General features: G+C 60.4%; 15 protein-coding genes, 1 tRNA gene, 2 pseudogenes and 1 riboswitch. Of the genes and pseudogenes, 10 read left to right on the top strand and 8 right to left on the bottom strand.

Features of this window, described 5'->3' with window-relative positions; genetic code table 11:
- Positions 1 to 15 precede the first annotated feature (15 nt).
- The 5 genes and pseudogenes from BGN91_RS05615 to BGN91_RS05595 all read left to right on the top strand — a co-directional run bounded on the left by BGN91_RS05615 (position 16) and on the right by BGN91_RS05595 (position 2,741).
- A complete protein-coding gene (locus BGN91_RS05615; protein WP_292611277.1) occupies positions 16 to 1,122 on the top strand; it encodes a 2'-deoxycytidine 5'-triphosphate deaminase in 1,107 nt (368 codons plus the stop codon).
- Positions 1,123 to 1,169: 47 nt separating this feature from the next.
- Positions 1,170 to 1,230, top strand: a riboswitch (Fluoride riboswitch).
- A 55-nt stretch (positions 1,231 to 1,285) separates the two neighbouring features.
- Positions 1,286 to 1,492 carry a hypothetical protein gene (locus BGN91_RS05610; RefSeq protein WP_292611271.1) on the top strand — a complete coding sequence of 69 codons (207 nt, stop codon included), beginning with the start codon at positions 1,286 to 1,288 and terminating at the stop codon, positions 1,490 to 1,492.
- Positions 1,493 to 1,584: 92 nt separating this feature from the next.
- Positions 1,585 to 1,960 (top strand): annotated as a pseudogene (crcB, locus tag BGN91_RS05605) (fluoride efflux transporter CrcB).
- 100 nt (positions 1,961 to 2,060) lie between these two features.
- Positions 2,061 to 2,134 (top strand) — tRNA-Gly (locus tag BGN91_RS05600).
- A gap of 40 nt (positions 2,135 to 2,174) precedes the next feature.
- The gene (locus tag BGN91_RS05595) at positions 2,175 to 2,741 is read left to right on the top strand and encodes a hypothetical protein (RefSeq protein ID WP_292611269.1); all 567 of its coding nucleotides are present in this window, start codon (positions 2,175 to 2,177) and stop codon (positions 2,739 to 2,741) included.
- Positions 2,742 to 2,767: 26 nt separating this feature from the next.
- Here BGN91_RS05595 and BGN91_RS05590 read toward each other — a convergent pair whose 3' ends face one another.
- The 3 genes from BGN91_RS05590 to BGN91_RS05580 all read right to left on the bottom strand — a co-directional run bounded on the left by BGN91_RS05590 (position 2,768) and on the right by BGN91_RS05580 (position 4,426).
- Positions 2,768 to 3,109, bottom strand: coding sequence for a cupredoxin domain-containing protein (locus BGN91_RS05590; RefSeq protein ID WP_292611267.1), 342 nt, complete (start codon positions 3,107 to 3,109; stop codon positions 2,768 to 2,770).
- 11 nt (positions 3,110 to 3,120) lie between these two features.
- Entirely contained in the window at positions 3,121 to 3,642 is a 522-nt protein-coding gene (locus BGN91_RS05585; protein ID WP_292611265.1) for a DUF4142 domain-containing protein, read from the bottom strand.
- 91 nt (positions 3,643 to 3,733) lie between these two features.
- Positions 3,734 to 4,426, bottom strand: a complete 693-nt coding sequence (locus tag BGN91_RS05580; RefSeq protein ID WP_292611263.1) for an RNA polymerase sigma factor — start codon at positions 4,424 to 4,426, stop codon at positions 3,734 to 3,736.
- A gap of 380 nt (positions 4,427 to 4,806) precedes the next feature.
- Between BGN91_RS05580 and BGN91_RS05575 the strand changes: the two genes are divergently transcribed.
- The 3 genes from BGN91_RS05575 to BGN91_RS05565 all read left to right on the top strand — a co-directional run bounded on the left by BGN91_RS05575 (position 4,807) and on the right by BGN91_RS05565 (position 6,313).
- The gene (locus BGN91_RS05575) at positions 4,807 to 5,265 is read left to right on the top strand and encodes a hypothetical protein (protein ID WP_292611262.1); all 459 of its coding nucleotides are present in this window, start codon (positions 4,807 to 4,809) and stop codon (positions 5,263 to 5,265) included.
- Between the two features lie 150 nt (positions 5,266 to 5,415).
- On the top strand, positions 5,416 to 5,589 hold the full coding sequence (locus tag BGN91_RS05570) for a hypothetical protein (protein WP_292611261.1): 174 nt from the start codon (positions 5,416 to 5,418) through the stop codon (positions 5,587 to 5,589).
- 112 nt (positions 5,590 to 5,701) lie between these two features.
- A complete protein-coding gene (locus BGN91_RS05565) occupies positions 5,702 to 6,313 on the top strand; it encodes an SCO family protein (RefSeq protein WP_292611259.1) in 612 nt (203 codons plus the stop codon).
- A gap of 57 nt (positions 6,314 to 6,370) precedes the next feature.
- Here the strand turns inward: BGN91_RS05565 and BGN91_RS05560 are convergent, their stop codons facing one another.
- From BGN91_RS05560 to BGN91_RS05550, 3 genes are all read right to left on the bottom strand, one after another.
- The gene (locus BGN91_RS05560; protein ID WP_292611279.1) at positions 6,371 to 6,499 is read right to left on the bottom strand and encodes a hypothetical protein; all 129 of its coding nucleotides are present in this window, start codon (positions 6,497 to 6,499) and stop codon (positions 6,371 to 6,373) included.
- Positions 6,500 to 6,711: 212 nt separating this feature from the next.
- On the bottom strand, positions 6,712 to 7,005 hold the full coding sequence (locus tag BGN91_RS05555; RefSeq protein WP_292611257.1) for a hypothetical protein: 294 nt from the start codon (positions 7,003 to 7,005) through the stop codon (positions 6,712 to 6,714).
- Positions 7,006 to 7,077: 72 nt separating this feature from the next.
- Positions 7,078 to 7,437, bottom strand: a complete 360-nt coding sequence (locus BGN91_RS05550) for a hypothetical protein (RefSeq protein ID WP_292611255.1) — start codon at positions 7,435 to 7,437, stop codon at positions 7,078 to 7,080.
- A gap of 253 nt (positions 7,438 to 7,690) precedes the next feature.
- On the opposite strand from BGN91_RS05550, the gene BGN91_RS05545 reads away from it, so the two are divergent.
- Positions 7,691 to 8,056 (top strand): cupin, encoded by a 366-nt coding sequence (locus tag BGN91_RS05545; RefSeq protein WP_292611253.1) that lies wholly within the window; start codon positions 7,691 to 7,693, stop codon positions 8,054 to 8,056.
- A gap of 265 nt (positions 8,057 to 8,321) precedes the next feature.
- On the opposite strand, the gene BGN91_RS05540 is transcribed toward BGN91_RS05545, so the two are convergent.
- Together BGN91_RS05540 and BGN91_RS05535 are read right to left on the bottom strand one after the other, a co-directional pair.
- Positions 8,322 to 8,795: a VOC family protein gene (locus BGN91_RS05540; protein WP_292611275.1), complete on the bottom strand. Its 474-nt coding sequence runs from the start codon at positions 8,793 to 8,795 to the stop codon at positions 8,322 to 8,324.
- A 342-nt stretch (positions 8,796 to 9,137) separates the two neighbouring features.
- Complete coding sequence (locus BGN91_RS05535; RefSeq protein WP_292611251.1) at positions 9,138 to 9,449, bottom strand: helix-turn-helix transcriptional regulator; 312 nt, start codon at positions 9,447 to 9,449, stop codon at positions 9,138 to 9,140.
- 1,325 nt (positions 9,450 to 10,774) lie between these two features.
- On the opposite strand from BGN91_RS05535, the pseudogene rbcL reads away from it, so the two are divergent.
- Positions 10,775 to 11,104 (top strand): annotated as a pseudogene (gene rbcL, locus BGN91_RS05530) (ribulose-bisphosphate carboxylase large subunit); the annotation flags it as partial.

Genomic DNA, 11,104 nt, shown 5'->3' with positions numbered 1-11,104 from the left:
CGCAAGGACGACATCGTGTCATTCACGCTCCCGCCGGACGCCAACGGCATCCTGCCCGACCGCATGATCGCGGCGATGGCGGATGCGGGCCTGATTCTTCCCGAGTATCCCTTCGTCGAGAGCCAGATCCAGCCGGCCAGCCTGGACCTTCGGCTCGGCGCAACCGCCTACCGGGTGCGCGCCAGTTTTCTGCCGGGACCCGATGCAACTGTCGCCGAACGCATCGACGAATTGAAGCTGCACGAAATCGATCTCTCCGATGGCGCGGTGCTGGAGACCAACTGCGTCTACATCGTGCCGCTGCTCGAAAGCCTTGCTCTGCCGCCGGAGATCATCGCTTCGGCCAATCCGAAAAGCTCGACCGGTCGGCTCGACGTGTTCACGCGCGTCATCGCCGACGGCACACGGCGCTTCGACATGATCGGCGCCGGCTATCACGGACCCCTCTATGCGGAGATCAGTCCGAAGACGTTTCCGGTGCTGCTGCGGGAAGGTTCACGACTCTCTCAGGTCCGCTTCCGCACCGGCGACGCCATTCTCGAGGCCGACGAACTCGACGCCTTGCATGCGAGCGAACGGCTGGTCGATGTCGAGCATGCCGACTGCGCCAACGGCGTCGCGCTCAGTGTCGATCTCTCGGGCGAGAACGGCGGCGGTTTCGTCGGCTATCGGGCCAAGCGCCATACCGGCGTGGTCGATATCGATCGCCGCGGCGGCTATTCAGTCGGCGAGTTCTGGGAGCCGATCGCGGCGCGGCCGGATCGCAGTCTCATCCTCGATCCCGGCGAGTTCTACATTCTCGCATCGAAGGAGGCGGTGCAGGTGCCGCCCGATTACGCCGCCGAAATGGTCCCGTTCGATCCGCTGGTCGGCGAATTCCGCGTGCACTATGCTGGCTTTTTCGATCCCGGATTCGGTTATGCGGGCGCGGGCGGCCAGGGCTCGCGCGCTGTGCTGGAGGTGCGCTCGCGCGAGGTGCCGTTCATTCTCGAGCATGGCCAGATCGTCGGCCGCCTGGTTTATGAAAAAATGCTGGCACGGCCCGACGCGATGTACGGCCAGCGCATCGGCTCCAACTATCAGGCCCAGGGCCTCAAGCTGTCGAAGCATTTCCGCGTGTGACCCCGACGCGCAGGCTTGACCGGCTCGCCGATCCGGCTAGCATGGCCGAAATCGATGGGGATGGGGTCCCCCGACAACCGCCGCAAGGCTGATGACTCCTACCGGGCGCTCACGCGTCGGTAGGAGCTGTTTCCTGCCCCGCTGCGCCCGAGAAAGGGCGCTTATGACCAGACTTCCGAATTCGCTGTCAGTCTCGTTATGGGGCGTCGGCGTCTGCTGGATTGCGGTCGCGATCGCATATCTGACAGATTCCGACATGGTCCCGATAGATTCCCTCCTGGTATCGCTGGCGGTGCTCCTGCTGGTCCCGCTGGCGGTCATCAACATCCTCGGCGGTATGGCCCAATGGCCGCCGGAGCCCCGCTTGTGATGAAATCAGAAGCAAGCCTCGATTGATTTGAAGCGTTTTCTTCGCGCGAACCGCTATTCGCTCCGCTCGAAAACGCTGCGGGGAGTCCAGCATTGAACTGGTTTATTCCGGCTGTCGCGGCCGGCAGGTCGCTCGAATCGGCAGCCCGTTATCTCGTCAGCATCGGCTTCGGTCGGCTGCTGGGCTCAAAGTTGCCGTGGGGAACGCTGTTCATCGATATCACCGGGTCGCTTCTGATCGACCTGTTCGCCGGCCTGTTCGCGACGCGATGGATCTGCCTCAGGCGGCGCGCATCTTGCTCACGGTCGATATTTGCGGCGGCTACACCGCATTTCCAACATCCTCACTCCATTCCTGCTACCTGCGCGAGCGCGGCGAGTTGCGGCGGCCGGCGCTTGCATGATCGCCTCCGTCGTACTCGCCGTCAGCGCGCTGATCGCGGGCATCCAGATCGTGCGGCCGCTCTAAAATATTACCGCCGTTTCTCTGCAGCTATGGCTCGCAGGCTGGACTAACCGTCTTGGCGGATCGCCCGGTCTCGGCTACATCAGAGGACGAGAAGCGACAGGCGGGCGTAGTTCAATGGTAGAACGGCAGCTTCCCAAGCTGCATACGAGGGTTCGATTCCCTTCGCCCGCTCCATCATCGCCCTTTGAGGCGGACCAGGAGGGCTCTTGACGGGATGGCCGCGCCGCATGACCGCAGCCGTGACGGACTCCTCAAGACCGGCGCCGCGGGCGCCGGAACTGGCATTCTGACGCCGCTGATCCAACCGATAATCGACCACATCAACGGTACGTCGGGGGATTTGCGAATTGCGCTTCTGGCCGTGCCGTTCGCGATCCTCGTCCTCGTTCTGATCCAGATCGGCTCGGACAATCCGCGGTGGGCGGCGCTGGCTGGGGCCGTGATGACCGTGATCGCCTTCGTCTGGGCGGTCAGCGCTGCGGTCTGGATCGACGGACGGATTTCGGTTTCCGAAAGCGCCGTGAGAAATGTGTTGTCAGGTCTGGCCGGGGGTTTTGTCGGCTCCGGCACCCTGGCGCTCGGCGTCGGCCTGCTGCCGGCCAGCCCGCGCGATCCGCTGGCGTGGCTGCCGATGCTGGTGACCGGCACCAGCGCCGGCTCGCTGCTCGCGCTCGACAACGCGCTCAAGCTCGATCTGGTCTCCACGCTTTATCCGGTTTGGCAGGCCGGCGTCGCCATCTGCCTGGCCATGGCGTTGCGGCGGCGCACGCAATCCGCGTGAGCACGCACGTCCGGCCGAGAGCCGCGCTATGGCGAGATCGTCAGTCTGGCCTTCATGTTGGGGTGGAAGCGGCAATAATAGTCGATCGCTCCCGCCTTTTTCAGCACCAACCTGACGGTTTTGTTCGGCGGCAGCGTCACGTCCCAGTCGCCGTTCCGCGCCGTCGCGCTATGCACGAAAATGTCGTCATTGACCCACTCGATGGTGTCGCCGACTTTGGCGTCCGCCGCGGCCGGCGCAATCTCGAGGTCGCGCATCGTGATTTGAACCGTCGCCGCATGGGCCGGGACGGATGATCCCAACGTTGCGATGCCTGAGAGTGCGAGTCCCGCGGCTGCAACGATCAGAAAATATCCGGCCGGCTTCATGGGGCGCTCCTTTATTTCAGTTCGGCCGCGAGGTGTTCGGCATGCTGCTCGTGGCCCTGGAAGATCTTGAGCCCTGTCTGCAGCAGGCTCTTCAACTCGGCATTGCCGGCCGACGGAATCAGCAGGGTCTCGAGCGCGCCGTCGACCGCCTTGTGATAGGCGACCTCGTTGTCGACGTAGGCCTTGTCGAACGCGGCCCCCTTCAGCGCTGACAACTCCTTGAGCTTGGCTGCTGCATTTTTGGAAAGCGTGCGGCTGGTGTCGTTGTCTTCGGGCGTGACCTTCAGCTTCTTGACCAGCGCGAGCGCCTTCTTGTTCACCGCCTCATGATCCCGCACCATGTCTGCGGCGAAGGCCTTGACGTCCTTGTTCTTCGATTTGTCCAGCGCCTGCTTTGCCGCGGTGACATCGATGACGCCGGCGGTATAGGCGATATGCGCGATCTGCGGATCGGTGGGCTTCGCATCCTGCGCGAGGGCGCCGCTGCTCAGTAACGCCGCGGCGGCGATCGCCGCGCTCAATCGAACAAGCATTTTTGACACTCCTGTGACGCCGCGACCGGATCGCCGTGGCGTTTTGTTGAGACACAGGATTGGATGCAGCGCGGCGGAACAGGTTCCCGGATTATTTGGTGAGGCCGAGCCGGCCCAGAACCGCATCGGTGAGACGCGCGCACCGTCTGCCGGCGAAGGGAAACGCCTCCATCACCACCGGACCGATCTTCTTCTCGATGTTTTTGCGCAGCATCGCGCGGGCGCGATGAAGCCTCGTCTTCACGGTTTCCGGCTTGAGGTCGAGAATCTCGGCGGTTTCCTCCACATTCATTCCTTCGATCACGCGGGTGATGAAGACGATGCGGAAAGCTTCGGGCAGTTCGTCAACCGCCTGCTCGACGATGTGCTGCATTTCGCGCTGAGCCATGGTTTTTTCCGGATCATCGGTAGTGGCGGACCCGGGAAACTGGATGATGCGGGCATCCGAGGCGACAGGCTCCATGGTGGTCCAGTCGACGCTCGGACGCTGGCGCCGCAGCCGGCCGAGCGCCTCGTTCATGGCGATGCGCGCGAGCCAGGTCGCCAGACGAGCATCGCCACGAAAGCTCTCGAGATGCGTGAAGGCACGAACGTACGTTTCCTGCACGACGTCCTCGGCCTCGCTGTCGTTGCGAAGGATGCCGCGGGCGATCCGGTAGAGCTTGCGGTTGTTCGCCTGCATGATGGCGCGGATGGCGCCTTCGTCACGCGCGCGGGCGCGGCGAACCAGTTCCAGATCGTCCTCACAAGGACCGGCGACCAGCCGGGACTGAACCTGTTGCATTCCATCACACTCCCGATCTCAGGATACTCTATATTCGAAAGAGTAAGGATGCGGCAAAGCCGGTCAGGTTCCCGGGTTCAGTTTCGAACCATTTCAAGTTAACCATAAACCTGCTGCGCCGGGGCGGATATGCCTGGCGCATATTCCGCAAAAATATATTCTGGTTTTGCGATCAGGCTGCGCGCAAATGATGGGTCGCGAGCATTTTCTGCGACTAACCGGAATCCGCCAGCGGGAAGTGCAGCGCGTCGGCAACACTGGATTTGAATCTGGCGAGAACGACCGAAGTCATCTGGACAAAGCGCCGATCTCGCCGGAGGCTGCCGACTTGGGAATCGCACAAGGGTCCCTGCGAATTCGGGGCGACATTGGGGCAAACAATGAGGGTCGTGACAGGCTTGCTCGCAGCGGTTCTTGTGCTGGGACACGTTGCTGCGAGTCATGCTGTTGTCCGGATCGGTGAAGATCGGGGCGGCCGCATCGGAACCTACGTCGACAAATATCAGAATCTTCGCAGCTCCGGGCAATCCGTGATCATCGACGGTCTGTGCGCCTCGGCTTGCACCATCGTTCTCGGTGCGGTTCCCCACGACAAGATCTGCGTGACATCCCACGCCGCGCTCGGATTTCATGCCGCCTGGGACATGGGATCCGACGGCCGGGCCGTGACCAATCCCGAAGCGACCCACATGCTCTATCTGATGTATCCCTCGGCGGTGCGGCGCTGGATTAAACAGCGCGGCGGTCTGACCCGGCGCATGATCTTCCTGCGCGGCCGCCAGCTCGCTGGCATGTACCGTCCGTGCTATCTCGATGCGCAGGCGTCGTCCGCGCACTGAGTTGCCGCCCCTTCATCACGCCGTGATCGCCGGCGGTTGCGCTTGCCTTGAGGGCGCCACTCGCCTTATCTGAAGCTTCACCGGATCGGCATGGCGCCGTTGCGCCTGTCGATTGCCGAAAATTGATTCGTCACGGGAATTGCGGAAACCATGCAGCGCCCGGCGCAACCGGCGATCTCGCAGCGGCGTATCGCCTCCACGATCGTAGCATGCAGCGCAGCCGGCGGCGTGGCGCTGCTGCTCGGAACGCTGGCGCTGTGGGCGCACTATGGCACGGCCGTGTTCTTCGAGATGCTGGCCTCCGGCATCGCCGCCTGCTTTTAGTGCGGATCCGCAAAAGTGGATACCGGTTTTGTGATCAGAACAGGCGTCTTCGCGAGCGATTCTTGCGACTGCCCGAATTCCACTCAGCCGGAAAATGCTCTAAGGACATCTCATGGCAAATCGAGCTACCCGCCCGCTGACTGTATTCGCGGCCTTCATCGGCAGCCTGGCGATCGGCCTCTCGGCAGTGCTTTGGCTGGCAGGCGGCGGCCCGTTTGGTGGCAACCTGCTCGGCAAGACCCAGCCGGCGAAGATCGGCGGTCCGTTCCAGCTGACCGACCAGACCGGCCGGAGCGTCACCGAAAAAGATTTGATCGGCCGTCCGACGCTCATCTTCTTCGGCTACACCCATTGTCCCGACGTCTGTCCGACCTCGCTGTTCGAAATGTCGGAAGTGCTGCGGGCGATGGGCAAGGACGCCGACCGCGTCAACGCCTATTTCGTGACCGTCGATCCGGAGCGCGACACCCAGGCTGCGATGAAGGAATATCTATCCAGCTTCGATCCGCATCTGAAAGGCCTGACCGGCGATGCAGCCGCGGTCGCAAAGATCGAGTCGGCATATCGGGTCTTCGCCAAAAAGGTTCCGCTGAAAGACGGCGAGTACTCGATGGATCATACGGCGCTGATCTATCTGATGGATCGCGACGGCAACTTCGTCTCGCCGTTCAACCTCAACCGCTCGCCCGACGCGGCTGCCGCTGATCTCAAGCGCTATCTGTAGCGCCGCCGCCGTTGTGCGGCCACGGCAGAGGGGCCGGCGTCTCTCTGCAGCGAAGGATCATTGCGTGCTGAGGGACACTCCGAGTATATGAGCTTTCGCCGCCGTTGCGCCGGGAGTGCGCTTCAGCTTTTTTGCAATCTTCGCGACGCCGGCTTTTTGCTTTGCAAGGGACTTGAGGGTCTTCACGTCGTCCCTGGTCCACTGGCGGCGAATCGTTTTTGTCTTCTTAGACAATCAGCACTCCTGTTGAGATTGATCAGTAGGAGTGCGGTTTAACACAGCCGGTCCGATGAGCAACATCTGCTTCTCTTGCGGATGACCTGAGGATCATCCGAGCGAGATGGCCGAGCCGCACATGATTGATGCGGCCGCATGGCGAAACGGGGCTAGCCGTCGCGTCACTGTTTCGACTGCCCCAGGGCGATCACCGCGCCCGTTGGCGCCGGGTCGTGCGGCTTCAGGCTGCTGAATTTTCCGTCGTTCCAGTTGGCGAGACTGACCACCGAGCCCATCCGGGCTTCCGCTGCCTCTGGCTCGGTCGATTCCAAGACCTTCAGGCCGCCCTCGTCAACAAAGAAGGTATGGTCACCGAATAACTCACTCAATTTACGAGCTGATGGATGATCTTCGGGAAGAACCTGTGCGTTCATCTGATTCAGAGTCTGTTGCACCTGGGTCGCATTCAGCTTCATGGCCGCTCCTATGCCGATTCAAAAAAGATTGTCCTTACCAAGCTTTCCAAACGATGCCGTTTGTTTGTTCGATCAGGTGGTCTTCTTCGTGAACATGGTCAGTACGCCCTCCTTATCGATATTGATGGCGACAACCTGTGCCGAGTTGCGACCCTTTGCCTTCAGCGCCGACACGGCCTCCGGGATCGCCTCAATGGAGGCCCGGAGGGATTTGATTTCCTCCTGCTTGGTATTTGTAACAAGGGCGTCGACCTGGGAGCGCACGTCCGCTTTCAACTCTTCGACGTCGATAACCTGGATGCTTCGAATCGCCACACCTTTCTCGGACTTCGTCTGGGACTGGGCCTGTGAAGGCGCAGGCGAGGTCTGCGCCGCCGCCAACGGCGATCCAGCCAAGAGCAAAGCGACGACTGTCGATGTAAACGTGCGCATGATCCGCTCCGGTTAGTTGAGATCCGCATGAGATGTATCGTCGAAAAATGTCGAACGCCTGAGGTTTATGCGTTCATTCGATGAATCTGATATGGCTATAATGTGCAAGTGAACGGCCGACGCCGGGCGGCAACTTCGCGACGGCGCTACGGCCTGAGACGCTACGGCCCGAGACGCTCCGAATCTTCATGGACATGGCGAAGCACCGAACGGACAAACCGGTTGCGGGCGAATACAGAGGGAGATGACAGCAATGGCCATACACCACGCCAGCCCCGGAGAAGTTTTTGACCTCGCTCCATTGGGACCGAATCTAAAGGACGCGCGGACAACTGCCATCGTTAAATCGGAAGCGTTCGAGGTCGTACGCCTCGTCGTTCACGCTGGCGTGGACATCAAGACGCACCAGGTTGACGGCCCCATCACGCTGCATTGCCTGGAAGGCCGGGCTCTGCTCGGTCTTCCCGAAACGACACTGGAGCTTTCGGGCGGCCAATGGGTGTATCTCGAAGGTGGCGTCCCGCACTCGATCCGGGGAATCGAAGACACATCGCTACTGCTCACGATCCTTTTCGTTTCGCGGAGTCGTTCCGGCACGCATCAAGACAAGGTGGCGTGAGGCACATGCCTTGGGACAGCATCAGCAGCGGTTGCAAACGACGTTTCCTGACGCTGCGGACCTGCGACGGCGAGGCAATTCGTCGTCCGTGACGCCAAAAGCGTACCGCTGGCCTACATTCCTCGCCGCGACGATCTTCCAGCATCGGCTTCGCCGTACAACAATCTCACGTCGGACGAAGCACGCCAACTCGCAGACCGCACCAGCCGCGTGATCGGTTACAGGATGGCCGAAGCGACGCGATGTCCATCGTGAGCAGAGGCCGTCAGCCCCGCCGTGCCTTCTCGATCGCGGCGACGTCGATTTTCTTCATGGTCATCATCGCACTGAACGCGCGTTTTGCTTCCTCGCCGCCGGCAGCCATCGCCTCGGTCAGCACGCGCGGCGTGATCTGCCAGGAGATGCCCCATTTGTCCCGGCACCAGCCGCACGCGCTTTCCTGGCCGCCATTGCCGACGATGGCGTTCCAGTAGCGGTCCGTTTCCTCCTGATCGTCAGTAGCAATCTGGAACGAGAAGGACTCGTTATGTTTGAACGCCGGGCCGCCGTTAAGACCGAGACAGGGTATGCCGGCGACGGTGAATTCGACCGTCAGCACGTCACCCGCTTTGCCTAACGGATAGTCGGCGGGAGCATGGTGGACAGCGCCCACCGAACTGTCAGGAAAAGTCTCGGCGTAGAATCGGGCTGCAGCCTCTGCGTCCTTGTCGTACCATAGGCAGACAGTGTTCTTGGCAATTGCCATCGCTTGTCCTTTGCCTTTGAAATCAATTCCGGTCGAATTCCCATTCATTCGGGCGATGGGATGACCGACCATGGCGGTTCACTTGGGGTCAATTGTGGAGACGATCGACCAGAGCGAGGAGCCTCTGCTTCGCGCCCGTGAAGCGATGGTTGCTGCTACGCTGTTCGTGACGGCGCGCCGCTCAGGATGAACCTGCGACGTTATATATCATTGAAATCGCGATATAATTGTGGAAGAACCTTATATCCGCACCGGACCGCCGCGATGGCGCAGTTTCTCGACGGGCATTTCGCTATCTTTGATCGGAGCGGTCGTTTTTTTCGGCAGCCCGAGTGTTCATCGAGCTCGTTCCAAGGGACGCGACGAAGACGGCTTGGGTTGCTTTATCTTTGGCTTCGTGACTTGCTCCTTGAGCCGGACGCCCCGACCGCCAGCCAGGCTTTGACCATCGGGACTGATCAACTCGATGCCCGCGTTGTCCAGAGCTGAAACCAGTTTCATAAGGGAATCGACATTGCCACGAATGACGCCGTCACTAGCTTCCATGCGTTGAATGGTCGGAACTGAAAGATCCGCCAGTTCAGCCATTTGCCGTTGATCTATGTTCAGCAGCGCACGGGCGGCCTTGAGTTGATTAGCGGAAATCATGAATTGGCCGACTCCAATACGACTCAATGAATATATCTTGCGCTATATATATAAAATATCTAAAATATAGTATCAAGCATCAATTTAAGTGCGTGAGACATCATCGACGCGCCATAATGCCTCGGATTCCAACCAACGACTTCTGGTAACGGGACTCTCAAGATCCGGCAAGTTCAAGGTGCCACCCATAGTGGCCGTTACCCAAGTCGGCGTGCAGCAGATAGCTGGATAGCTACTCCGCCCGCTGGGCGGATGATGGAATCAGCGGCGTTGCTGGAACCAGGGTCAGAACCTCTGTGATTGCCGTCCGTGATGCAAGAGCGTCGATGACGGCGGAGCTGAAGTTCCGCAAGAATTTGTCGCGCCAGGGCTCCCGGCAAACAGAGAAGTCCGGAGCTTACCAACTGCTGCGTAATTTGTATTGCGAGCTTTAGCGGGTTCTGACTCGAGGCATTAGGGCGGGCGCTTGCCGGATTGCTGAGCGTGGAACCGCACAGGGCTGGCTAGATGCGAGCGGAAGCAGCGGGCCGCCGAGGAGCTGAACCGACGACCCGCGTCGGCTGAGCGCCTGCGCCAGGCGACGTCGGCTTTTCAAACAAGCCGCAACTTGCAGCTAGACGATTACGCGCCATTGCAGCGCGTCCCGTTCGCCTGTTGCGGGCGACATCTGCTCGACATCGAAGTCCAGCCGCGCAAGCCGATCAAGCATCACCGCATGCTCCGTCGCCAACGGCACAAGATCGAAAACACCTTGGACCGGATCAAGGACTGGCGGCGCGCGTAAAGCTTTGCTGATGCACAGCCACGCCAACGATATGCCGCAGATATGATGCGTCAGATGCATAGACTGATGCATAAGCGAGTCTAATACCTCGAATAAAAAATAATAATTGGTGTTTATTACATCATCTCTTATGGTCTGAGACCGTGAATGGTGGTCGAAGGTACGAGCTTTTATGCTTTCATTGCCTATCCCATCGACCTTTTCGAGGAAGACTGCGCCAGATCGACCGGTAGTCCGGAAGCCCGATGGTCAGGGGTCTCCAGTTCGATGTTGGGAGGGGGGTGCCCATGATCGCGAAGCGCATAGCCATGCAAGGCTTGGCGCATCTTCTGGCGAATGGCGATCGTCAGACTGACGCCCCTCCCCGGATGAAGCTTCGAGAAGGAGCCGATCGGTGCACAGCGGGAAATGCCTCAAAGATCAAGGTGATCCCACAAGCTGAGATGGCCGAGTTCTGATCCGCGCATCGCTGATACGGCCGTTGCCGCGGAGTGAAATTCGATCCGGAACTTTCGCGGATCACAGAGAGAAGGAGAGATAGATGAACGTCCAGAACGAAAAATCGATGACCGTCCGCGGCAAGGACCGCTACAAATCCGGCGTGATGTCCTACAAGAAGATGGGCTATTGGGAGCCGGACTATACGCCGAAGGAAACCGACGTCATTTGCCTGTTCCGGGTTACGCCCCAGGATGGCGTCGATCCTATCGAAGCGTCGGCGGCGGTGGCCGGCGAATCCTCGACGGCGACCTGGACCGTGGTATGGACGGACCGTCTCACGGCGGCCGAAAAATATCGCGCCAAGTGCTATCGCGTCGACCCGGTCCCGGGTGCGGAAGGCCAGTACTTCGCCTATATCGCCTACGATCTC

The organism is Nitrobacter sp. 62-13 (assembly GCF_001896955.1).
Lineage (GTDB): Bacteria > Pseudomonadota > Alphaproteobacteria > Rhizobiales > Xanthobacteraceae > Nitrobacter.
Note: the sequence above shows the minus strand (reverse complement) of the source record. Positions and strands in the feature narration are given on the sequence as shown.

Coding starts and splice junctions, on each gene's coding strand:
- BGN91_RS05610 (WP_292611271.1), top strand. CDS start 1,286: ATGACCAGACTTCCGAATTCGCTGTCAGTCTCGTTATGGGGCGTCGGC.
- BGN91_RS05595 (WP_292611269.1), top strand. CDS start 2,175: ATGGCCGCGCCGCATGACCGCAGCCGTGACGGACTCCTCAAGACCGGC.
- BGN91_RS05590 (WP_292611267.1), bottom strand. CDS start 3,109: ATGAAGCCGGCCGGATATTTTCTGATCGTTGCAGCCGCGGGACTCGCA.
- BGN91_RS05585 (WP_292611265.1), bottom strand. CDS start 3,642: ATGCTTGTTCGATTGAGCGCGGCGATCGCCGCCGCGGCGTTACTGAGC.
- BGN91_RS05580 (WP_292611263.1), bottom strand. CDS start 4,426: ATGCAACAGGTTCAGTCCCGGCTGGTCGCCGGTCCTTGTGAGGACGAT.
- BGN91_RS05575 (WP_292611262.1), top strand. CDS start 4,807: ATGAGGGTCGTGACAGGCTTGCTCGCAGCGGTTCTTGTGCTGGGACAC.
- BGN91_RS05570 (WP_292611261.1), top strand. CDS start 5,416: ATGCAGCGCCCGGCGCAACCGGCGATCTCGCAGCGGCGTATCGCCTCC.
- BGN91_RS05565 (WP_292611259.1), top strand. CDS start 5,702: ATGGCAAATCGAGCTACCCGCCCGCTGACTGTATTCGCGGCCTTCATC.
- BGN91_RS05555 (WP_292611257.1), bottom strand. CDS start 7,005: ATGAAGCTGAATGCGACCCAGGTGCAACAGACTCTGAATCAGATGAAC.
- BGN91_RS05550 (WP_292611255.1), bottom strand. CDS start 7,437: ATGCGCACGTTTACATCGACAGTCGTCGCTTTGCTCTTGGCTGGATCG.
- BGN91_RS05545 (WP_292611253.1), top strand. CDS start 7,691: ATGGCCATACACCACGCCAGCCCCGGAGAAGTTTTTGACCTCGCTCCA.
- BGN91_RS05535 (WP_292611251.1), bottom strand. CDS start 9,449: ATGATTTCCGCTAATCAACTCAAGGCCGCCCGTGCGCTGCTGAACATA.